Consider the following 22,545-nt stretch of genomic DNA (forward strand, 5'->3'; position numbering starts at 1 on the left):
CGATCGCGCTCCGTTCAGTCCCAGCTTTCTTCAAGCGGCCACACTTCGTCACCGATATCGGCAGCGCTGCGCCGCCCCGCCGCGAAGTCCTGCAGGCGAAGCCGCCATGCGGGATCCTCGCCAAGATCGACGCCGGCCAGCAGCGCCCAGGTCGACACCATCACCAGCCGTCGGCTGTCCTCGATGCCGACGTCCGCGGCCGTGGCCACCACCCGTCGGAAGAAGGTATACCAGCGCGCACGGGGAAGCCGCGCCAGCAGCTCCGGATCGGAGAGCTGGAAGTGATCGATCAGCGTGTAGGGGTAGCTGGCATCGATCAGGGCGCGCCGCTGCGCCGCCTCCAGCACCCAGGGAGGATCGTGCGGATCCTGCACGCTGTCCTGCAATTCCAGGTGCGCCCATTTCAGATCGTGGCGCAGGTACCACCAGCGCTCTCCCAGCGCCAGGAAGGCCCGGCACTGCGCCGCGTCCAGCACCTGCACCCACCATGGCAGCACCCGCGCGTCGAAGAAGCGGGCCAGGAACAGCTTGCCGTTCGGGTAGCTGGCGTCCAGCCGTCTCTGCAGCCGCTGCTGCAGCTCTTCCGCAGGCAATGCCGTGTCGATCAGGCTGAGCAGGCCCGGAGAACGCGCGTAAGACGCCGCACGCTGCAGGAAACCGTCAAGCTCCAGGCCACGCGGCAGGCGCGCGAGGAACACGCTGGCGTCATCCGTGCCATCGGCCAGCAGGCCGTCAAACAGGGGCAGCGGCGCCCAGGGCAGCGCGCGCAGCAGTTGCAGGGGCTGCTCGCACTGCGCGCCATCAAGCAGAACGTAACGCTGGGTGCCCTCCTCCAACGGCGGTGGCGAGAACGGTGGGAACTGCCAGTCGTTGGCCACGCTCAGCCTCCCTTCGGTGTCAGCGGGGCTGCACGCTGTGCGGCCAGCAGCAGGCATTCCTTGCAGACCGACTGCGGGAAGACCGGCAACGGGTAACGGCCGCGATCGCCGGGCAGGAACGACTTGCGTCCCGCGTGCACGGCGATCCTCCCGGGTGCGTTGAACACGATGTTGCCGCCGCTGAGGGTGATGCTGGCCCCGCCTGCGGTGGCCACCTGCACCGTCCGGCCCGCAGCCACCTCCACGGCGCCCTGTGCGCTCGTGCCACGCAGCGACTGCCGCGACTGCACGCGCACTTCGTCCTGTTGCGCCTTGACGTCCAGCACCTGTTCGCCACTGGCCAGGGTCAGCGCCGGCTCGCCCGGATCAGCCCCCTCCAGTGTTGCGGCCAGTACGCCGATGGCCTGCCGTCCATGCCAGCGCGCCTGCCCCATCACCACGGCCTCGCCGTGCTGGCCGCTGCCCAGTGCCAGAGTCTCGCCCGGCGCCCAATGCAGCCCCTGTCCGGCCACCATCAGCGCACCATCAGGTGCAGCCAGGCCCAGCAGGGCATCGCCGGTATGCGGAACGCGGCCCTCGCCGGCATCACCGCTGCGTTCCGGCGCCGAGCCGGCCGCATCCTGCAACGCGCTACCGGGCACCGTACTGCGCACGCTGGCCAGCAGCACCGGCAGCGGTGGCTGCGAACCGTCCAAACGCGAGCGCTGCGGCGATTGCACGCCGACATGCGCGGCCGGCCGCACTGTCAGATGCGTACCCGCCGCCGCCGCATGGCTGCGGGCCAGCGTGGCCAGCTGCTGCAGCAGCGCAGCAGGCTGTGCCGCCGCACCTGCCGGTTCGGCGCTGCGGCGGGCATAGGCACTCAACCAGAGCCCGCCTTGTCCGCGCACGCTGCCCCAGGCGTCGCTGCGCAACTCGAATCCACTGCCGCGGAAGCTGCCTCGATGGTTGTCCGCCTGATGGCGCAGATGTCCCAGCGTCAATGCCGAAGCCTGCTGGCTGCTGGCCAGCTGGGCCCGCAGCTGCTGGTCGCTGTCGTCGAACAGCAGACGGTTCCAGCCGGCCCCCTGCCACTCCCGTGATTGCACGCCCCACAGCGCACCGGCGTTGCGGTGTGCCTGCTCTCCGGTCGCCGCCGCGTGCCACGCAGGCGCCTGGCCGCCCCCGAGGTTGGCCTGCGCACTGCCGGTGCCATCCCTCGCCTGTGCGTACATGGACGTATCGGCCTCCGCGCTGGCGCCCGCCGGGGTCGGCGCGACGCCGCCTTCGCCGCGCCCGTTGTACAGCGCGCCCAGCACCAGCGGCCGGTCGATGTCGCCCTCGAGGAAGCCCACCAGGACTTCCTGGCCGATACGGGGCAGGAACTGGCTGCCCACGCCCGGCCCCGCATAGCGCTGCGCGACGCGCAGCCACGCGCTGTCCGTGCTGCCCTCTTCCTGCTGGAAGTGGAACCGCACGCGGATCCGTCCCAGTGCATCGGCGTGCAGCTCGGCGCCATCGGCGCCCTGCGCAGCCACCACGACCGCTGTCTGGTAACCGGGCGCCAGCGGCCGCGGATTGCGTCGCGCACCCGTGCCGTCCCATAGCGTCGGACGCCAACGCCGGTCGCGGGGCAGAGCGACGAATGTCTGTGCGTAGCCCTGCGTCTGGGCAGCCACCTGCAGCGTGTCCGCGGTGGCGGCGGCATCGTCCATCGTTGCCAGCGCCTGGCGCAGATCCACCGGCAGGTTGTTGACCCCGGCGTGCTCGACGTCCACCAGCAACAGTTCGGTCGGCACTGACCCCGGCGTTCCGCTCAATGACCAGACCTGGCCGGCATCGCCGCTGCGCACGCTGCCACGGCCGTGCCACTGCAGTGCCTGCGCTTCCAGTGCCTCGGCGACCAGACGAGCGTGGTGCTGCAGCTCGGCCGCGTCGGCAAAGGCATGCGCGCCAACCGGGTCGTAATCCTCGCGTCGCGCCTGCCCGCTGCCCTGCACCGGCAACTGGCCGGCCAGCGAGCGCGCACTGCGGTAGTCGCTGCTGTGCAGCTGCACGTGCGTGCTATGCAGCCGCCGTTGCAGGCCGAGCTGCTGCACGCCATCACTCTGCTCGGTGCCATCGGCGCGATGGAAGCGGATCCCTCCCGCCGACTGCGACGCAGCGGCTTCCGGCAGGAGGGTCGAATCGGCGAACACCACCACGCCGTGGCCCACCGGGGCATCGGGAACCTCCTCCACGCACCAGCCCAGCCCCTCTTCGGCGAGCAAACGCTGCACGAACGCCAGGTCGGTCTCGCGGTACTGCACGCAATAGCTGCGCGGCCGGGATGCGGCCAGCATCCCGTCGACCTCATCGCTCCAGCGCCAATGCGCATGTTGCGGGTGCATCTGGAACACCGCGTCCACGATCTCGCGCACGCTCTGTTCCTGGAACACGCGGCTGCAGCGGGCCTGGTCGAGCCACCACGTCCAGTCGCGCAAGGTGATCCGGTAGCGCGCCAACCCACCATCACTGCCCACGCATCGCGCAGCGGCAATGACGCCGTGGCGCGGCCAGTCCTGGCCATCGGCCAACCGCGCATGCAGGCATGCGGGCTGCCCCGGCCAGTCAGCCAGTGGCAGCGATGCGTCCAGCGCGAGTACGTCGATCTGCAGCTGCCGCCCCTGTGACAGGGCATCGCGCCCGTGCCACTGGTCGACAACGACCGCCGGCATGCCGGGTAGATCCAACCGATACAGGCGGCTGCCGGCATCAAGCCCCGCTGCCTGCACCGTCAGGTTGCGAATCGCTTCCATGGCGTTCCTACCGTTGCTGCCCTCCGCGACGCGGCGGGCAGGTCCTTCCCCTGTAGGCCGACGGTAGCAGATGGAAAACGGCGGCGCACGCGACCGCCGTCACGCCGGATTAACGTTCCGGATCAATAGGTTCCGTAGGACACTTCGACGATCACCGGCTTGCCTGTGTCTTGCGCCGGTTGCAGGGTGAAGCGGTCCAGCGCGCTGCTGTCATCGCCCAGCGGCGTGCTGCGGAACTGCAGACGGTAGGTCGCCCCCGCCTGCACGCTGCCATCGGGCAGCAGGCGCGCGTCGGCAGGCAGCAGCAGGCCTCCCAGATCGCTGTAGGCCTCCGGCGCATCGCTGAACCCGTAGTCGACCAGTTCGCCAACGCGGCGCATTTCGTACACCCGCGTCGGCCACGGGCGGGCCGTGCTGCGCCCGTTGCGCAGGTCTGTCACCCACTGCTCGGGCAATTGATAGACCTTGCGCAGCGCCGTGTCATCCAGTTCGGCGCTGGCTACCTGCAGGCAGCACACCAGCCGCTTGCTCTCGCGGTCATACACCGAAAAGCGCGCATCCCGTGCGACCGGCATCGGCAGCAGTGCGAACGGGACGTCGCGCAAGGCGGGCTCGGCACCATCGCGGGAGTCGAGGTTGCGCCAGCCACCAAAGGCCGGTTCGGCGGCCTGTGCCAGCGGCGCCGCCAGGCACAGCGCCACCGCAAACCCGCCGGCGGTGCGTCCGATCCACTTCTGCATGTCGTTCATCCGTCGATGGCCGGTGGCCAATCAGTTTCGTGAGGATGCCATGAAGGTGCGACGCCCGCCACGTCGGACAGCCCGGCTCGTTCAGCCGGGCCGGCGCTCGCGGGTGAAGGCGGCCGCTACTGCATGTACTGCGTGGTGTGGCCGGTGAATCTGACACCATCGAATCCGAAGCAGAAGCGGCCCTCTTCGAATGCCCGGTAGACGAGCAGTGCGCCGCTCACGCAGAACGTGTCGCTCTCAGCGGATGTCTCCACCGTGCCATAGGTACGCGCGCCCTCCTTGCCCACCAGCGGGCCCGAGAACGCATCAATGGGCAACGGATACACGGTGCCGTCGCGGCTGTCGATCAGCACGATGGAGCGCTGGAAGTACTCCTTGCGCTCATCCAGCTGGGCCAGGATGTAATGCCGGTTGAAGTTCGGCACCTGGGTAAGGATCGCCTGGTCGATCTGCGCGCGATGCTGCGCATCACAGAAGTCCACCGGGCTGTATTCGTACGCGCAGCCGGAATGAGGTGAGAGCATCCTGACGCCGGCATATCGTGCGCTTCGCGCTGTAGATGCAGGCACTTCCTTCGTCTTGGTGGCCGCCCCCGTTGGCGGCACACCTGCAGCTGGGTTCTGCGATGAATTCGGCTTCCCGGTGCAAGCGGCGACCGAGAGAAGAAGGCCGAGCAGCAGCACAGGCTGCGGTCCACGCCAGACACGGGTGTTGATCTTCACCATTTCTCCGTTCCAGGCCTTCGACAAGAAGCACGCGAACCACCGACGTAGCCTCAACCTTTGGCTTGTTCGGGCCATCGCCTGCCCATCTTGATCAGGCCCAATCGGGCGCACACATCAACTGCGACTTCTGCGCGTTGCCGACCTGGGGACCCAGCATCGGCCTTTCTCCGCGCCGGCTGCGCGCGTCATCGGGAAACTCAGACCCCAGCGCCATGCGGAGTCGCGCACGCGCCTGGTCCAGTGGCAGATCGATCATGATGCCGATGGGCGTGGGTGCGGTTCCCAGATGGGCAACGACCCTGTAGACCGGCAGGCCATGGAAATCGGCCTTGACGCAGAAGTGCGCCATCCCGAACTCCTCATCGCGTTCGCAGGGTTCGGGCGCGTGCAGGGCCAGGTAAGGATTCGCGGGCTGGCCTGATTCAGTGCTGAGGTACCAGCCCTTCGGCTGGCAATCCAGCAATCCGTCGAAGAGCGTTTCAGAGCTGTCCGGATCACCCGGCAACGGCGGCTCCGCCTGCGCGGCATGGGCGTCTGCCTTTGCCTCGATGGAGGCCTGCGCACGGCCGGCGGTGTCTGCCTGCTCGATATCCTGTGAGGTGGTTTGCCGGCATGCCACCAACGGCAGCACAAGGCTGGCCAGGAGCAGCTGACGCAGCGCAGCGGGGCGCTGACGATTCACTGACCCGCTCTGATGCATGGCTCCCAGCCTCCCAGAGGTGAAGCGCCCGATTGGCGCATAAGCGCAACGGGCATTCCAGACGCTGCATCGCCTCACCCGCCCATTGCCGAGCCCAGCTGCTGGAACGCGCCGCCGATGGTGGGGATGTTCGCTGGCGGCAGCGTAGCCGGATCCCGGCACTCCTGAGCCCTCCTGCCGGCCACACTGAAGACCTCGCGATAGCGGAGGTAGCCGTAGGTATTGACGGCAGGAATATTCAGCTCCGTCCACTTCCCGATGTAGAAGCCGGCCAGCGAGTCATGCATGTAGTTGTCAAACAGCACCGTACTCACATCGGGTACCGGCGCACCGTCCAGCACAAGGTTAAGCAGAGTGCTGGTCTCGGCCGGGATTTTTGCGTAGTCGTAAGCCGCCTGGGAGGCCCGTGGCGTAGGTTCAAATACCGGACGCCCGATCTTGCGACCCGCCTCCATGCGCTTCTGGCTTTCGTCCAGCTGCCTGCGGTAGGCCGCCATCTCCTCCTTGCCCCTGCGCAGCTTTCCAACCAGATTTGCGAAATCGCGCTGCGCATTGGCCAGATCCACCTGATCCTCGGCATCGGACTGCTTGAAGAACGGCTGTTGCAGCACGCTCTGTGGACCATTCGGCAGCCGCTTGCCCTTCCAGGCAACGTACTGCCGGCAATGTCCTGCAATCTGCTGCGTGTGCGCGCCTCCGGGGACACCGTGACCGGTCAGCCAGGCGTTGTAATCGCGGATCAGCTGCGGGTGGCAGCCGAAATGCATGGCGAGCACTGGCTGCGCCCCCAGTTCCTCGATCGTTTTCATTATCACGCCCGCCTTGACGGCCTCATGATGCATGTCGATCAACGGAATCTGCGCAAGCTTGGCGGTACCGTTCGCGGCACCGGAAACGAAGTCCTTGCCCTGGCCGCCGGGCGAGTAGCCGCCACCGACATCCGAGTGCATGCCCGGGTAAAGCACCTCCTTCCCGCTGGTCGCCAGGTCCAGCGGGAAATTGATCCGCTGCTCGTGCAGGGCCGCGAAATGCACGCTCTGGCGCGCTTCGGGGTGAATGCTCATCATGTCACCGGCGGCCCAGTCCCACTTGCCCTTCGAGACGCGGCTCATCGCAGCAACGCCGACCGACGCAACGGTATCGAAGATGCCCATGAAGTTCAGGTAGAGCGGAATGCCGGCAATGTTGTAGCCGCAACCGCTGCCCCAGGCTTCTGCCGTCTCATACAGCCGGTGCACGAACGCCCGCGCCTGTGCCGCGCCACGCGAGAAGCCGAAGACGGAAACGTGCACCGACTTGACGCGGCGCTGGTGCCCCTTGACCACGCGCTCCAACCGCTGCGCGATTGCCGTGAGCATCGCGCGTCGCGTCATGCCCTCCAGCAGTCGCGTCTCGCTCATTGAGGCGACCAGTACTTTGGCTTCGTTGGGCTGGATCAGGTCACCACCGTTCAGGTACTGATGTACCGAATTGATGACCTGCAGGATGGCCCAGTGGATGCGGTCCGCACCATAACGCGCGGCGCCGCCTCCCAGCGTGTCACCATCCTGGTTGGTATCGCCGACGTCGGCGAATGGCGTGCCGACGCCGGGAACGTAGATGCTGAAGAAGCCGTTGCCACGCTCCTTCAGGGCGGCGTCGTACAGGCGCGCCACATTGCTGTGACCGTTGCGGGCCAGCTGGGTCTTGGGGGAGCGCGTCTTGCCGGTTACAAAGGTCCCTTCCCACTCGCGGTTGTTGCCGGTGCCGTCGAAGTAGATGCCTACGTGCACCTGGCCCTGGCATTCGGAGCCCTTCTCGCGCATGCACGCCATGGCCCGCGCCCGCTGCTGCGCTTCGGCGCCGCTCAGCGCTCTGCGTCCATCTGCCGGCATTGGTTGCGCGCCGGTTGCCGTGCGTCCACTCATGTCCTTGTCTCCTGGATTCGCTGCTGGTCCCCGCCGGGATCGTTGTCCTTGCCACCCACGCCAAGCATTCGGATCGGATGCCCGGTGAGCGACCGGGCCCCGTGATCACTTTTCAAGCGGGCGCCGAAGGTGCTCCCAGACTGGATTCTCGCCCTCGCGCAAGGGCGCCTCGGGGCCGGTCAATGGATAGTCGGGATGACCGAGCACAAGATTGGTGACGAAGACCTTGATCTCGCCATTGCGCAGGAAATGGACGGCCAGGTTTCCGAGCTGGTTGTACTTCGGAATCGCAACGGTCTTCTTCTGGAACGTTTCCAGATCCGTGGTCCATTCGATCTCCACCTTCATGTCCGGCGTCCATCGATCAGGCAGCACGACGCAGCAGACAGTTCCGCCTTCCGAGTGGGAATCGGCCGACCCGCCACTGCCGCCATTCACGAGGAACTGCGCAATGTATGCATCCGTATGGTTGTAGCCGAGCACGGCCACCGGCGTGGAGGCCGTCCGTCCCTTGCAGGCCGCCAATGCCGGCAACAGGAGCAGCAACGCCAGGGCCGCCAGCAGATGGGTCCGCATCAAACGCATGATTCTTCCTTCACGTCCACGAGGGTGCAGGCTCGGCCTGCAAAGGCGAGGCGGTGTGGTCCCACAGCGGGACGCCCGTCGTCCAGACATCTTCCGGCAGCGCTGATGCCCAGTCCGCGAACGGCACCTCACAGCTCCCGGCAGGCTGCGCGAAACGCGCCTGCACGGCAGGATGGCCGCGGCACGCCCCGGAGGTGTACAACGCCAGCAACAGGTACTGCACGTGATCGTCCACCTGGTTCACACCGTGGGCGATCGTATCCTGCATAAGGTCGACGACGAACGGGTACAGCGATCGATACGGCACCCGCTTGATCTCATCGGGGATGACCCTGCGAAGCTGGGCAATGGCCACATCCGGCTCGCACGCGTCCAGCAGACGCGTGTACTGGTCTTCGTCCAGGCGCAATGGCGGAAGCGCAGGCAGGCCGGCATCATCCATTCCGGCCAGCATCTCGGCCAGCGGCCATTCCTGCAGATCGCCGTAGCGATCGAAGTACTGCAGGCGCTGCACGCCCTCCAGCAGGGCGGCACGCTGCGCAGGCAACAACAGATCCAGCAGTGCAGGCAGGATACGGGTGTCGTACCAGCGCAACAGCATCTCGCGACCGCCCTTCTCGGGCACCTTCACCAGATGGAAAGCACGCAACCGCTTCGCGAGATCGTCCAGTTCCAGTGCACTCCACAGCAGGGTCACGCCCGGCCTTTGCGCTCCCATCTGCCGGATCTCCGCATCCAGCTGCGCGTGCAGGTCCCTGTCCGTCCAAGCCACCAGCAAGGGAGCAATATCCAGCAGGCCGGCCTCGGCCGTGCCTTCGAACAGCGAGCGGTAGCGCGCGCCAAGACGCTCCAGCCGCTCATGGAAGTGCGACCGCTGCGCGCTGTCGATCACGGCGTAACGATTCACACCAGCACTCCCGGCGTGCCCTGGCGCATGGCGTCGAGAATGCAGCTCTTACAGCTGCTGCGCGGGAACTGGGGAAGCGGATAGCCCTGCTGCGCCGGGCCGACGAATGACTTGCTGCCCGCATGCACCTTGATCGTGCCCGGACAGGCGATGGTGATGTTGCCACCGGCAATGGTCAGGCTGGCCCCCCCGGACGTCGCCACGTGGATCGTATTGGCCGCGGCGAGTTCCACCGGCGCCTGCGCGCTGGCCCCGCGCAGAGCGCCACGCGACTGCACGCGCACCCCATCCGCCTGGGACTGGATATCGAGCATTTCAGTGCCGGCCACGACGTCAAGCGCGGTGGGTGCGGCCGCTGCGCCCTCAACCACGGACGCAAGCACGCCGATCGCCTGCCCCGCATGCAGACGGGTCTGCCCCATGGTAACCGTGTCGCTATGACCGCCACTGGCCAACAGCAGGCCTTCACCGCTCCCCCAGTGCACTCCCTGGCCTGCCACCTGCACCAGTCCCTGCGGTGCGGCCAGTCCAAGCAGTGGATCACCCGAATGCGGCACGCGATCCTGCCCAGCATCCGACTTGCGCTCGGTCGCACCACTCTTGCCGATATCGAATCCATCACCGCCCGTGGTGGTGCGTACGCTCGCCAGCAGCGCGGGAACCGGCGACTGATCGGGAACCAGCTCCGAGCGCTTTGGCGCGCGCGCGCCCTCCTGCATCGCCAACGGGCTGGTCAGGTGCGTACGCGCGGCCTGGGTGAAGCGTTCGCCCAATGCCTGCAACTGCGTGAGCAAGGCAGCGGGCTGCACTGCCTCGCCCGCAGGTGCCGTCGACCGATGCCCGTACGCCGTGAACCAGGCACCGGCCGTGGCGCGCACCGCGCCCCACGCGTCGCTGCGCAGTTCAAAACCGGTGCCACGCAGGCTGCCGACATAATTGTCTGCCTGGTGACGCAGGTGCCCCAGGGTCAGTTGTGACACCTGCTGGCTGCTGGCCAGCTGCGCGCGCAGTTGCTGGTTCGAGTCATCGAACAGCAGATGGTTGGCGCCCTGCCCGCCTTCCCACTCGCGCGAGCGGATACCCCACAGCGCACCGCCCTGCCGATGCGCTTGGTCCCCCATGCCGGCAGCATGCCAGGCCGGCGCCTGGCCGCCACTGAGGTTGGCCTGCGCGCTGCCGCGCATGTCTGCAGCCTGGCCATACAGCGACACGTCGCTCTGGCCGCTTCCGCCGGCGGGCGTCGGTGCCACGCCCGCCTCGCCACGTCCGTTGTACAGGGTGCCCAGCACCAGTGGCCGATCGATATCGCCGTCGAGGAAGCCCACCAGCACTTCCTGACCGATGCGCGGCAGGAACTGGCTGCCCACGCCGGGTCCGGCATAGCGCTGTGCCACGCGCAACCATGCGCTGTCGTTGGCTCCGCCGCCCTCGCCTTCCTGGAAGTGGAAACGCACGCGCACGCGGCCATGGCTGTCTGCGTGCAGGTCCTTGCTGGCGCCTCCGTCGCCGGCAACCACGACAGCGGTCTGGTAACCCGGCACGGTCGGGCGCGGATTCAGCCGCGCGCCACTGCCGTCCTGCAGCAGCGGGCGCCACGGCAGGGTGCGATCCACCGCATCGAAACGGTTGCCATACCCGGTTGCTTCGGCCTGCTGCCAGAGCGCAGCGTCGGCCGGATCGATCGGCGCCACGCCCAGCGCGTCATCGAGGCTTCGTCGCAGATCGGTAGGGAGATTGTTGATGCCGGCATGTTCGACGGCCACCAGCAGCAGCTCAGGCGGTGTCGCACCGGGGGCCTGCTGCAGCCGCAGCCATTGTCCGGACTGGAAGCCGCGAACCGTACCCGACCCCTGCCAGCCACGGCTGTGGGATTCGCGCGCCTGCGCCTGCAGGCGGGCCTGGCGCGCACCGGCGGTACTGTCGCTGAAGGCGTAGGCACCTACCGCATCGTAGTCTTCGCGCGACGATTGGCCACCTCCGCCCTCCATCGGCGACTGTGCCACCAGTGCGCGTACCTGGCGGTAATCATCGCTCTGCAGGCTGATCGAGGTACTGGCCAGGCGCCGACGCAGGCCGATGGCCTGCACGCTGTCACTGGATTCGGTGGCGTCACTGCGATGGAACCGCACGCCTGCAGCCGCGCTGGTGGCATCTTCCGGCAGCGCGACGCTGTCGGCGAAGATCTCCATGCCATTGCCGCAGGGCGCTTCCTCATCGGCGTACAGACGCCAGCCCAGGCCTTCTTCGGCGAGCACGCGCTGCAGGAAATCCAGGTCACTCTCGCGGTACTGCACGCAGTAGCTGCGCACGCGCTGGCCAAGGAAGGCGTCGACGCCCTCGGCCCAGCGCCAGCGCGCGATGCCAGCGTGCCCTGCCAGTACGGCATCGACGATCGCACGCACGCTCTGTTCCTGGAACACGCGGCTGTGCCGAGCATGCTGCAGCCACCACGTCCATGACACCAGCTGCAGCCGGTAGCGCACCAGGCCACCGTCGCTGCCCAGGCAGGAAGCGTCCGCGATCAGGCCGCTGCGCTGCCATTGACCACCATCGGCCATCTGCGCGACCAGTGTCGCACGCGTGCCCGGCAGGGCGTCCAGCGCGATATCAGCGCGCGTGGCGAGTACATCGACGTCGGTCCAGGCATGCTGGCCGAGCGCATCACCGCCGCGCCACCGCTCCACCGTGCACCCTTCCAGTGCATCGGACCGCAGTCGATACAGGCGTTGCGCGTCACCGAGCCCGGCAACCTGGGTCATCACGTAGTTCAGCTGATCCATGCCAATTCCAGTGTGAAGACGCCTGCACCTACCCGGCGGCGTCGGATTCCAGCCATCAAATCTACCAGATTGCGGTGTTCGTCAAAATCACGACGCCTCTACCGCCATGGAAGTGCGTTGTTCGTCACATAACTGACGGCATCCCGTATTCAGGCATGCCTGGACGGACCAATCCCGCGACCGCGTTCACATCGGCGGGCTAGAATCGCCCACAGTCCCCAACGAGACCCGCCATGCTGGATCAGGAAGCCCTGCTGGCCCCGATTTCGGAACACGCCCCGACCGGTGAAGACCTGTCGTTCTCGGCTGAATTCGATCGGATCATCGAAAACCGTCGTGCCGACGACCCGACCCTGGACCAGGGGGCGTGGCAGACCGACATCAAGTACGCTGACTGGAGCAGCGTGCTGCGTGATGCCACCGACCTGCTGCAGACCCGGACCAAGGACCTGCGGCTGGCAGGCTGGCTCAGCGAAGCCGCCACCCAGCTGGAAGGATTCCAGGGCCTCGCCGCTGGCTACCGGCTCACCGCCGGCCTGTGCGACCGCTACTGGGATGACGTGCATCCCCAGGCACCTGACGGCGATTTTGAAGAGCGCATCGGCAACCTGAGCTGGTTGCTGACCAATTCGCTGCAATGGTTGCGCTCCGTGCCGATTGCCGTCGCGCCGCAGGGGCGTTTCAGCCTCGCCGACTTCGAGCATGCCCATGCCCGTGCCAACAGCGGCGAAGAGGATGACGGCCGCCCTGGTCTGGACATTCTCACTGCCGCCCGCCGCGATACCCAGCACGGGTTCTACCGGCAGCTGGCCGACGACCTGCCCGACTGCAGCCAGGCCCTGGCCGAACTGCAGGCCGCGGTCGACAACCGCCTGGGGCTGGATGGCCCAAGCTTCAGCGCGGTGCGTGAGCAGCTTGAACACCTGCAGCGCACCGTGCTGCGCTTCGCACGCGAAGCCGGGGTGTTGCTCGATGGCGAAACCGAAGCCTCCTCCGACGATTTTGAAGATGCATCGTTCGGCCATGAGGCGCCGGCGTCCGAAGCGGCCCCGGTGACAGTACCGCGTGGCCCTGCGGGCGCACCCGGCTCGCGCAAGGAAGCGCTGCAGCAGCTGCGCCAGGTCGCTGAGTTCTTCCGTCGGACCGAACCGCACAGCCCCGTGGCCTATCTCGCCGAGAAGGCCGCACGCTGGGGCGAGATGCCGCTGCATGTCTGGCTCAAGCGCGTCATCAAGGACCACGGCACGCTGGAACAGATGGAAGAGATGCTGGACGTCAATCCAGAAGACTGATCTGCCTGCGGATCACGCTCATGCGGGGATCGGGTCTGGCCCGATCCCCGTCATGTTTACTGGATCTTGAACTCGATGCGCCGATTGCGTGCGCGGCCATCGTTGCTGGTGTTGTCCGCCACCGGCTCGTCCGGTCCCTTGCCGACGACATCCATGTGGCTGCCCGGAATGCCCTTGGACACCATGTAGTTCTTCACCGACAGCGCACGCGCGTGACTGAGCGCCAGGTTCGATTCGCGCTGCCCGACATTGTCGGTATGGCCGATGATCAGGAAACGGCTGTCCGGCATCTGCGCCATCTTGGCGACCATCTCGTCGAGGATGCTCATGCCGAAAGGGGTCAGACGCGCACTGCCACTCTGGAATTCGATGATGCGGTTGGCCAGCGTCTGGTCCAGCACGTTCTGCTGCGAGCTGACCTTCAGCGCGTTGGTCACGGTGTAACTGGTATTGCTGGCCAGACTCAGGTCGCTGGCCACCTGCTGCCGCAGCGCTTCGTTGCCGACCTCACCGGTGATCCGCACTGCCTGTCCGTTCACTTCCAGCTTGCCGGGCGACACCCGCTTCAGGCCGGGATTGATCATGCCCGCCACGTAATCGCCCCAGTTCGGCGGGGTCGCGATCGTCTCGACCTGGATGCGGTCGACCACGAGCTCGGCGCCATACACGGCACGCAGATTGTTCAGCAGCTTGGCCTTGGTCGCCTGGTCAGGCACCACGCCTTCGATCACCACCGGTCGTTCGGTGGCAGCCTGTGCCGCAGCAGGCGCGTTCTGCGCGGCCAGCGGCACGGCTGCGAGCAGCAGCGGCAACGCAAGGGAGAGAGGGTTGCACAAGCGCATCATCAGGTTCCCAGGAAAGTCTCGCCGAACAGCTTGCGTGCGGTGGCCAGGGCCAGATCGTCACGGTCGAGGAAGCTGCCGAAGCGGTTGAGGTTGTAATCGCCGCGCAGATAGTCGTCCACCCATTCCGAATGCTGGATCCGGATCAGGAAGTCGCCGGCTTCCGCCGGGTCCAGCACCGCACGCAGCACCTGGCGGTCGGCGCCGTTGAAACCGACGATCATGCTCGGCGCAGCGTCGTTGCGGATCAGCACCGCCAGTTCGAAATCGCCGCGGGAGACGAAGCTGGACAGCAGATCCAGCCAGAATGCCGCCACCAGTGGGCGATAGGCCGGGTCACGGACCAGCGGAAACACCAGCGCCTTGTCGATGTTGACATCGCCCCCGCTGAGCACCGGCTGCAACAGCAGGCCCAGTGCCGGCAGCACCTGTCGCAGCGCCACCTCGCCGTGACCGGAATCGCGCAGGCGCGACTCGAGGTCTGCCACCGAGGTGCTCTCCAGGAAGTCCTGGAAGCTGCCGTTGTAGTCACCGGGATCGGTGCTGATGCTGAAACGTGCGTCCGCCAGCTGCGCCAGCGCCTGCGCCGCGTCGCTTTCCTGGTAGGCCTGGCGTGCCAGGCGGGCCAGTCCGGACCAGGCGTTGGACATCGCCAGCGGGCTGCGGCCGATGAACGGCAACGGTTCCGGCGCATCCAGGCGCAGCGCGGACAGCAGCGGGAAGCGGCGTTCGGAGGAATCGCGGCTAGCCAGGAAGTGCCCGCACAGCACCATCTTGCTGCGAGAACCCAGGAAAGCGTAGTGGATCTCCGGTGCCTCGTCGTAGCGCTGCTTCCAGTCCGGGCTCTGGCTCAGCAGTTCCAGGCTCTCGCCTGCCCACCGGTCCAGCCAGCCCAGCAGCTGGTGATTGTCGGCCGCACGGACGAAATCACCGCGCGAGGGCACCTTGCCGAAGTACGAAACTCCGGCACTGACGACGCGGCTCATTGCGCACCTCCCGTGGTCTGCGCCGCAGCAGGCGCGGTGGCCGCCGGCGCGGGCGCGGCAGGGGTACCACCGGCCACCCGCTCGGGAAGCTGCAGGCCGCGCTGCCAGTCGCCACCACCCTCGCTGCCGCTGCCGGCCCGGCGGACGATGCGCATTTCCACCGTCACGGCCACACCATTGCCGTTCCAGGTGATACGGCTGGAATCATCCAGGCGCTCGTATTCGCCTTCGGCCATCAGGCGGTTGAAGCCGTTCGCGCCCGGTGCACTGAATACCTCCACGGTACGACCATCGCCGGTCACCGCCGTGATCTTCACGCCCGGCACCTGACCCGCGTTCGGGTACTGCATGGTGGTCCACTGCGGCGGGGTATTGCGATAACGAAGCACCTGGCCATCGATCTCGATGCTGTACTCCAGCGCGCCGGCAGCCGGCGACGGCAGGATCTCGAAGATCGTGGTGTCCTGCGCCGCGCCGGCGGCAGAGCCGCTCACCCAGTTGCCATAGTTGGCAACCAGCTCAGCCGACAGGTTCACACCCTGCCCTGCCCAGCGGCGGGTCTCCAGCAGCGGACCGCGCTGGATCACCAGCGTGCCGAGCGCGTCCTTGTTGAAGGCGGCAATGCTGCCACTGGCACCGAAGATGCCGGCGATGTCGCTCGGTGCGGCATCCACATCCGAGTTGAGGTTGAACGGGTACTGCTGCCCGATGCGTGCCTTGAACGGGTCGTAGACCTGCGCCTTCCAGGTCTTGTTGACCTCATCTTCGGTCGGCGGGATCAGGGCGCTGAAGGTCTGGGTCAACGGGCGCAGCAGCAGCGGGCGCAGGGCTTCACGCTGCTTCTCGTCCAGCCCGGTCAGTACCTGCTCGTCGACCAGCGCCAGGCCCGCGCTCAGTTCGGAGCCTTCATTGCTGAAGGTGTCCTGCATCAGCTTGCGGGTGCCCACGCCGATTTCGCCCTGGCTCTTGATGGCATTCAGGCGCGCACGCAGTTTGCCCAGTGTCTCGAAGTAGGCCGTGATCACTGCCGGCTGATCGCCGCGCTCACTGGTGAGCCGCGCGATGCCTTCGAACGCCTTGCCGATCGGACCCACCGGCTGCGCGGCGGCCGTCGCTGCCGGGTCCTTGCGCAGGATGGTGCGCTGGAACCAGGCCACGAAGCCCTTGCGCGCCTTGCTCGAACGCGCCTGCGCCGGCGGGTTGTCCCATACCGTCTCCTCGTTGATGCGCTCCAGCAGAACACGGAGCGGCGAGTTGCCGGGATCACCCAGCTTGTTGATGCGGGCCACCGCCTCGTCGAACGTACTGAACTCGGCCACGCTCAGGCCCTGCACGAACTTGCTCCACTCGCGCGCGTAGTCGTTCTTGTACAGGGTCACCAGCTCGCGCGAGACATGCTCGGGGCTGCCGGCCAGCGACAGATCGCTCTGCTCGGTGGTACCCAGCACCCAGTCGGTGGTGCTCAGCTGGGTATTGGCCGCTTCCTTGATCGCATCCTTTACGTACTCTTCCCACGCCTTGCGCGAGAACGCACCGGAAATCGCATAGCTGCCGTTGATCAGGCGCCCGTTGCGCTCCACACCCACCAGGCTGTCGACGGTGGTCGTTCCGAAGCGGGCGCCGGCACGTGCCTTGATCTGCGCGTACACGCGCTCCATCGCCGGCTGCCCCTTCATCACCTGCCCCAGCGCCTGACGCGTGTCGGACACCAGCGTGACCTTGTTCTGTATCTGCGGCCAGCTGGGCTGGCCCGCCTGCGCCACGTAGAAGGTCATCAGCTTCTCGGCCGCGCGCACCATCTCCTCACGGCTCATCTGGCCGCGGTTGGCCTCCAGCCAGGTGCGCCAGAACAGGGTCAGCTGCTGCGACAGGTGAGCACCTTCGACGTACTTCGGGTTACCCAGCATCAGGTAGGTCTTCAGTGCGTTGTACGCATCGTTGGTGCTGGTCGGCGATGCGTTCTGATACAGCACCTCGCTCTCGGCGGCAGCGCTGCTGCCCTGGCCAAGCTTGTCGCGCTCGGCGACCACCTGGCCGAGATAGTTCTCCAGATTGGAGACGGTCGGCGCCAGCATCACCTGCTGCATGCCGTGGTTGTACTCACGCAGCAGCTTCTCGCGGATCGCGGTGCCCTGGTACAGGCCCAGGTGGGTGGTGATGCCGCCCTCCTTGCCATAACGGTCCAGCTGCTCCATGCGATCCTGCAGCAGAAGCAAGGCATCGATGCGCGACTTCAGGTCCATGCGGTCCTTCTGCACGCGCACGGCCTGATCCAGGTCCTTGGTGGCATTGGCCACCAGCTGGGCATTGGTGGTGTACGACCAGGTCCACAGGCCCAGCGCCAGCGCCAGCACACCCACTGCGCCCAGGAACACGCCATAGCGCAGCCGGTTCTGGTGCGGGCTGGAATACTGCCGGACCAGTTCCTTGTCGGCGAAGATCACCTTGCGGAACAGGTCCTTGAGGAAGAACGCGGTATGGCCGGTCGGCGCCTCATCGACATTGGACCCGCGCTCCAGGTTGAACTGGCGGCCGACGCGTTCGGACGCGTGATGCACCGAACGCCCTTCCTGCAGTGCGCTGGAGAAGTAGAAGCCACGGAACACCGGCTTGAACTGGTAGGGGTTGTCCTCGAACAGCGTAGCGATGAAGGTGCGCAGCGCCGGCTTGATGCCGACGAACTCCAGCGGCAACGACAGCAGCCCAGGCGAGACTTCACGGCCACGCTGCATCGCCATGTGGGTCAGGCTCATTTCCTTGATGCCTTCGGCCAGCTCGTCGAAATGGCTGTCGAATGCCGCCAGCGCGTCGCCCTGCTGATGCACGTCGAACGGCAGCGTCGCACCCCACACATGCTCGCGCTCGCCGGGATCGAGGTTGCGGAAGAACTCGCTGAAACCGGCGATGAGGTCGGCCTTGGTGAACAGCACGTACACCGGCGCGAACACTTCCAGCCGCTCGGTGATTTCCTGCACGCGCTGGCGCAGGTTCTTGGCCAGCTCGATCGCGAACTCCGGCTTGCTGCCGGACAGCTCGGCCAGGCTGGCGGCGATGATCACGCCGTTGATCGGTGCGCGCGGGCGGTTCTTCTTCAGCAGGCCGAGGAAGGTCAGCCACTCCATGCGGTCCTCGACGCTGACCGAGTAGCGGCCAGCGGTGTCGAGCACGATACCGTTGGTGGTGAAGTACCAGTCGCAGTTGCGGGTACCACCGATGCCCTGCACCACGTTGCCGCGGTTGTCCTCGAACGGGAACTGCAGGCCGGAATTGAGGATGGCCGTACTCTTGCCCGCAGCCGGATTGCCGATGATCACGTACCACGGCAGCTCGTACAGCGCGGCGTTGCCCTTCAGCACGCCCATCCGCGAGGACTTGATCTGCTTGACCGCGTCCATCATGCGCGTGCGCAGCGCCTCGGTATCGGCACGCTGGGCGGGTTGAGCGGTGGCTACCGCCTTGTCCGCCTCATCCTTGACCATCGCCTCCACGCGCTTGGCCGCGCGACGGGCCAGGATCCGCTTCACGATCCAGACCAGCAGCGCCAGCACCAGCAGGCCGGCCAGCACGATGGCCACCCAGATGCCGATCTGCCGTGCTTCGGCCTCACCGTAGTGGGCCAGCGCAGCGGCACCGACCAGGCCGAGCACCATCCAGAGACGGTAGTCGCGCAGGTAGTAGCTGAAATTGCTCAAACTCATGCAGGGATCCAGGAAGTCAGGGAGCCGACGGCGCATCGGCCGCCTGCGTCGGGGAAGGAAGAGGGTCGACCAGGCCGAACAGTCGCTGCTGGTTGTCGGCCACGCCGAGCAACAGCACCGGCTCGGCCTGGCGGTCAAGCTGTGCGCGGGCCAGTGCCAGCTGCGCCAACGGCAGCACCGGGCCCAGTTCGCCTGCGCTGATCGCCAGCGCCAGGCTCTGCGGACTGAAGTCCAGGTCGGGAGCCAGCGACGCCGTGATGGCTGCGGCATCGACCATCAGATCGCCCCGGTGATCGGCATCATGCAGCACGAACTGGGCCTGTGCGCCCTCCAGGCCCAGCGTCTGCTGCCACTGCGCAGCGAGCGTCGCCAGCTGACGGCGCTGTTCGGCCGGCCGGGTCGCCTCGATCTGCTCGGCGCGTACCAGTTGCGGGCGCCACAGCCGCGCGTCGCCTTCATGGGCAACGCCCCGGCTCGCCAGCAGGACGCCGGCAGCACCCTCGCCCGGTATGCGGCCGTCCGGATTCTGTGCGGTTGCCAGCACACCGGAGGACTGCCATGAGGAAACGATGGCGGCATCGATCGAAGAAGACGCTGACACCAGCAGGTGCCAGCGTGGCTCGCCCTGATCCAGTGCGTCGATCACCCTTTGCAGGTGCGGCCACACCTCGCGTGCGCCGTCCAGCGAGGTGACCCGGACATCGAAGCGGCGCGCATCGATGCCTGCCATCCGCGCCTGCTCCAGCAGCCATGTCTGCACCCAGGGGCGCAGCGCATCGGACCAGCTGCCCGGCACCAGCAGCTCGACGCTCAGTACGTTCTCCACGCGCTGTTCGTCGCGACGCCGCAGACCGGCCACCACCACTTCCTCGGAAGCCATGATTTCCGGCAGCGCCGCGGATGCTGCCTCCAGCAGTTCCTCCAGCACCGGCTGCAGCAGGGCAAGCGCACGCCGTTCGTGGGCTGCGGTGTCGATGCCGTCCTGACGGGCCTGCAGCACCAGGAACTCATCGAGGTCCTGCGCCGCGCTCATGCGCACCGGCAGGTTGTAGTTGTCGCGGAAGCGGCCATCAAGCGTCGGACGCGGCGGCGCAGCGGCAGCAGCCAGCCATGACTGGGCATCCAGATCCACACCCAGCCTGAGGCCACCGGCAATCAACGCCACCGATGGCGGCACCATCACCTTCGTCGCGACCGCTTCGCCTTTGCCCTTGGTCGGCTCCCCCTCGTTGGCCGCAGCCTTGTCCAGCGCCGCATCGACGCCACGGCGCGCGGCGCCACGCAGCATGAAGCCGGCACCGCTCAGGCCGACGGGCAGCAGGCCCAGGTAGGCCAGCATCTGCATGCCGGTCGGTACCGTGCCGCTGTTGCGCCAGTAGAGAATCGTCGCGCCCCAGGTGGCGACGAAGATCATCACCACCGAAGCTGCTTTGCCCAGCCATCCTGCCATCAGTTGCCCTGCTCCATGCGCTGCTCCTGTCGACCGCGCAGGTCAACGCAGACCGGTCATGGCCTGTGAAGCGACCAGCGTCGCTCCACACGCGGTGCGGTCGCCGTCGCGCGCCACCGGCTGACCGTCGATGAGCACTGTCGCGTCGCCACTGACAATCGTGGTCGCGCCATGCACGGCGCACAACGCACGATCACCGACGCGCGCCACCGGCCTGCCATTGATGTCGGTCTGTCCGGTGCCCGCCACCACGGTCCCTCCGTGGCTGAGCGGGTCACCGACGACGATAAACGGTCGTGCCATCCATCATGCTCCTTGATCCATGTGTGACCCGGCGTTCCATCGCCCCCCGGTTCCCCCGACGACGCAGGCCATCGGCGTAACCATACCAGTACCGCCGTGCGGTTATCACCCTTGACGGGACAGTTCCTCGCGCTTTGCCACCCGGGCGGCGCGGCAGCGGTCCGTCATTTCCACGTGAACATAGTCCTTGATGCTCCGCCAGTTTCCGCCCCAGTCCAGGCCCGCCTGTTCAGCCAGCTCGCCGTACAGGAAGTACCCACGCCGGGTCCACGGATCTTCCATGTCCCATTGCAGCTTGCCATCGCGGATGGGTGCGCTGTCCACGCCCAGCCCATACTGGTGGCAGCTCTGCCAGGCACCGGCCCGGGTCGCCTTGCCACCGGCCATCAGTTCGGCCTGCCGCTGCGGACTGCGATAGCCTTCGATCAGCACCATTTCGTAACCGTACTGGCGTCGCATGACCTCATAGATGGCCAGCACGCGCTGCTGCAGATCGGGATCGATCTGACCCCATTTGCGATCAGCCGTGACGATTTCAGGCCGCAGACGACGCACTTCGGCAGTGGTGAACACCTCCGGCGGCGGCGGCGGTGGCGGCGTCAGCCGCTCCCCGCGTAGCAGCTGGGCGACCATCGAACTCGATTCCGCCAGATCATCGCCCCTGAAATCCTCCAGCACCACGGTCTGCCGCGTGACGAATATCACAATTGGAGGAATCAGCAGCAACGCTGCGGCGACAACCAGAATGAGCCAGTGGCGCCGCAGTGCGCCGTGCATGGCTCCGACCTCTTCACGAACCCCACTGCGCACGCGGGTGGCGCCGTGGCCGACCCGGTCACCGACCTGCCCCGCCCGACGACGGAATCCGCCCAGACGCTTCGCGATCGCCTGACGCAGCGATTCGACCGTCTCGGGGAACAACAGTACCCAGCACACACCAGCCACCAACAGTACGACGGCAATGGCAGCAACCACGATTGGCAACACCGGTTCTCCCTGACACGCGATCTGGTTGACGCCCCAACCGCTTTCACTAAGAATGCGCAAATTCGCTTCGGCAGTTGCCGACTCAAACCAAGGGCTGGATGCACTTGAATAATGGCGGAATCAATCGGCCAAGTCTGCTCTCAGGGGGAGCGCAGGCAAAGGGCCAGGCCCCGAATTCGGGCCGTATTCTGGCAGACATGGAGGGCCGGCAGGCAACCGCGTCGCCACGTGCCGCACGCGCGCCGTCCAGCGGCAAACGCCGTACGGTCCTGTGGCTGGCATTGGCCAGTGCCGTGGTCGTCATCGCCGGGCTGACCGCCTGGGGTCTGTCCGGTAGTAATGACTACAGCGACCCGTCCGAGTATTCACTGACACCCGACACCGGCCATGTGACCGGGCACCCGGACGCCCCGTCGGTGGCACCGGGTGAAGGTGCCGCGATGATCGTCGATGCGCCCGCTTCTCCGACTGAGCCGGCGCTGCCGGCCACCACCGGGAGCCCACCCGCGCCTGCCGCTGACGCGGCAACCGCTGCTGCGGGCGCTGCCGCAACCACCGGCACCGCTGCAACGACGCGGGCACGGGGCGCCCAGCCGGGTGAACGCAGCAGTCGCGCCGCCGGTACCGCAGGCAAGGGCGATGAAAATCTGCTCGGCACCCTGCTCGGCATCATCAAGGAAGAGGACAAGGCCAAGGCAAAAGCCAAGGCCCAGCCTCAGAGCATGGATGATCTGATCGCCCAGATCGAAGCAGACCAGCGCAAACGCGCCGAAGATGAGCGCGCCGCATTCGAGCGCGTGGCCAGCAAGAAGTCCGCCTCGACCGAATCCAACATCCAGGCGCAGCTGCGCAGCTGCCCCAGCCCTACGTCACTGAAAGGCGTGGACTGCCGGCGCAGGATCTGTGCGGCGGTGAGCGGCAAGGATCCGGCCTGCCCGGCGATGTGATCCCGAGCCCTGCCTGCTGACGCAGGCAGGGC

Annotated in this window: 17 protein-coding genes; 2 read left to right on the forward strand and 15 right to left on the reverse strand. The window is 66.8% G+C overall.

Going from position 1 to position 22,545, the window contains the following annotated elements; translation table 11 throughout:
- Positions 1–14 precede the first annotated feature (14 nt).
- From AC5P5M_RS00055 to AC5P5M_RS00095, 9 genes are all read right to left on the reverse strand, one after another.
- A complete protein-coding gene (locus tag AC5P5M_RS00055) occupies positions 15–878 on the reverse strand; it encodes a DUF4123 domain-containing protein (protein WP_065182771.1) in 864 nt (287 codons plus the stop codon).
- 2 nt (positions 879–880) lie between these two features.
- Positions 881–3,655: a type VI secretion system Vgr family protein gene (locus tag AC5P5M_RS00060; RefSeq protein ID WP_495205434.1), complete on the reverse strand. Its 2,775-nt coding sequence runs from the start codon at positions 3,653–3,655 to the stop codon at positions 881–883.
- Positions 3,656–3,777: 122 nt separating this feature from the next.
- Entirely contained in the window at positions 3,778–4,395 is a 618-nt protein-coding gene (locus tag AC5P5M_RS00065) for a decarboxylase (RefSeq protein WP_164151831.1), read from the reverse strand.
- Positions 4,396–4,520: 125 nt separating this feature from the next.
- A complete protein-coding gene (locus AC5P5M_RS00070; RefSeq protein WP_495205435.1) occupies positions 4,521–5,129 on the reverse strand; it encodes a hypothetical protein in 609 nt (202 codons plus the stop codon).
- Positions 5,130–5,220: 91 nt separating this feature from the next.
- Entirely contained in the window at positions 5,221–5,907 is a 687-nt protein-coding gene (locus tag AC5P5M_RS00075) for a hypothetical protein (protein ID WP_164151833.1), read from the reverse strand.
- Positions 5,904–7,736 (reverse strand): T6SS phospholipase effector Tle1-like catalytic domain-containing protein, encoded by a 1,833-nt coding sequence (locus AC5P5M_RS00080; RefSeq protein ID WP_229765839.1) that lies wholly within the window; start codon positions 7,734–7,736, stop codon positions 5,904–5,906. The genes AC5P5M_RS00075 and AC5P5M_RS00080 overlap by 4 nt, the downstream gene beginning before the upstream one ends.
- A 105-nt stretch (positions 7,737–7,841) precedes the next feature.
- Positions 7,842–8,312, reverse strand: coding sequence for a DUF3304 domain-containing protein (locus tag AC5P5M_RS00085; RefSeq protein WP_111185992.1), 471 nt, complete (start codon positions 8,310–8,312; stop codon positions 7,842–7,844).
- A 19-nt stretch (positions 8,313–8,331) separates the two neighbouring features.
- Complete coding sequence (locus tag AC5P5M_RS00090) at positions 8,332–9,228, reverse strand: DUF4123 domain-containing protein (protein ID WP_053518389.1); 897 nt, start codon at positions 9,226–9,228, stop codon at positions 8,332–8,334.
- Positions 9,225–12,008, reverse strand: coding sequence for a type VI secretion system Vgr family protein (locus tag AC5P5M_RS00095; protein ID WP_495205436.1), 2,784 nt, complete (start codon positions 12,006–12,008; stop codon positions 9,225–9,227). Before AC5P5M_RS00095 ends, AC5P5M_RS00090 begins: the two co-directional genes overlap by 4 nt.
- A gap of 233 nt (positions 12,009–12,241) precedes the next feature.
- On the opposite strand from AC5P5M_RS00095, the gene tssA reads away from it, so the two are divergent.
- Positions 12,242–13,300: a type VI secretion system protein TssA gene (tssA, locus tag AC5P5M_RS00100; RefSeq protein WP_263174654.1), complete on the forward strand. Its 1,059-nt coding sequence runs from the start codon at positions 12,242–12,244 to the stop codon at positions 13,298–13,300.
- A 56-nt stretch (positions 13,301–13,356) separates the two neighbouring features.
- On the opposite strand, the gene AC5P5M_RS00105 is transcribed toward tssA, so the two are convergent.
- From AC5P5M_RS00105 to AC5P5M_RS00130, 6 genes are all read right to left on the reverse strand, one after another.
- Positions 13,357–14,142 carry an OmpA family protein gene (locus tag AC5P5M_RS00105; protein ID WP_495205437.1) on the reverse strand — a complete coding sequence of 262 codons (786 nt, stop codon included), beginning with the start codon at positions 14,140–14,142 and terminating at the stop codon, positions 13,357–13,359.
- 2 nt (positions 14,143–14,144) lie between these two features.
- The gene (gene tagF / locus AC5P5M_RS00110; protein ID WP_053518394.1) at positions 14,145–15,128 is read right to left on the reverse strand and encodes a type VI secretion system-associated protein TagF; all 984 of its coding nucleotides are present in this window, start codon (positions 15,126–15,128) and stop codon (positions 14,145–14,147) included.
- Positions 15,125–18,826 carry a type VI secretion system membrane subunit TssM gene (tssM, locus tag AC5P5M_RS00115; protein ID WP_445394368.1) on the reverse strand — a complete coding sequence of 1,234 codons (3,702 nt, stop codon included), beginning with the start codon at positions 18,824–18,826 and terminating at the stop codon, positions 15,125–15,127. Before tssM ends, tagF begins: the two co-directional genes overlap by 4 nt.
- A gap of 16 nt (positions 18,827–18,842) precedes the next feature.
- Positions 18,843–20,276: a hypothetical protein gene (locus tag AC5P5M_RS00120; protein ID WP_495205438.1), complete on the reverse strand. Its 1,434-nt coding sequence runs from the start codon at positions 20,274–20,276 to the stop codon at positions 18,843–18,845.
- Between the two features lie 42 nt (positions 20,277–20,318).
- The gene (locus AC5P5M_RS00125; protein WP_053518398.1) at positions 20,319–20,579 is read right to left on the reverse strand and encodes a PAAR domain-containing protein; all 261 of its coding nucleotides are present in this window, start codon (positions 20,577–20,579) and stop codon (positions 20,319–20,321) included.
- Positions 20,580–20,684: 105 nt separating this feature from the next.
- Positions 20,685–21,626 (reverse strand): M15 family metallopeptidase, encoded by a 942-nt coding sequence (locus AC5P5M_RS00130; protein ID WP_476341238.1) that lies wholly within the window; start codon positions 21,624–21,626, stop codon positions 20,685–20,687.
- Between the two features lie 137 nt (positions 21,627–21,763).
- On the opposite strand from AC5P5M_RS00130, the gene AC5P5M_RS00135 reads away from it, so the two are divergent.
- The gene (locus tag AC5P5M_RS00135; protein WP_262218316.1) at positions 21,764–22,513 is read left to right on the forward strand and encodes a hypothetical protein; all 750 of its coding nucleotides are present in this window, start codon (positions 21,764–21,766) and stop codon (positions 22,511–22,513) included.
- The last annotated feature ends 32 nt before the right edge of the window (positions 22,514–22,545 follow it).

This window comes from Stenotrophomonas sp. YJH_SMC_106-19 (assembly GCF_059368375.1).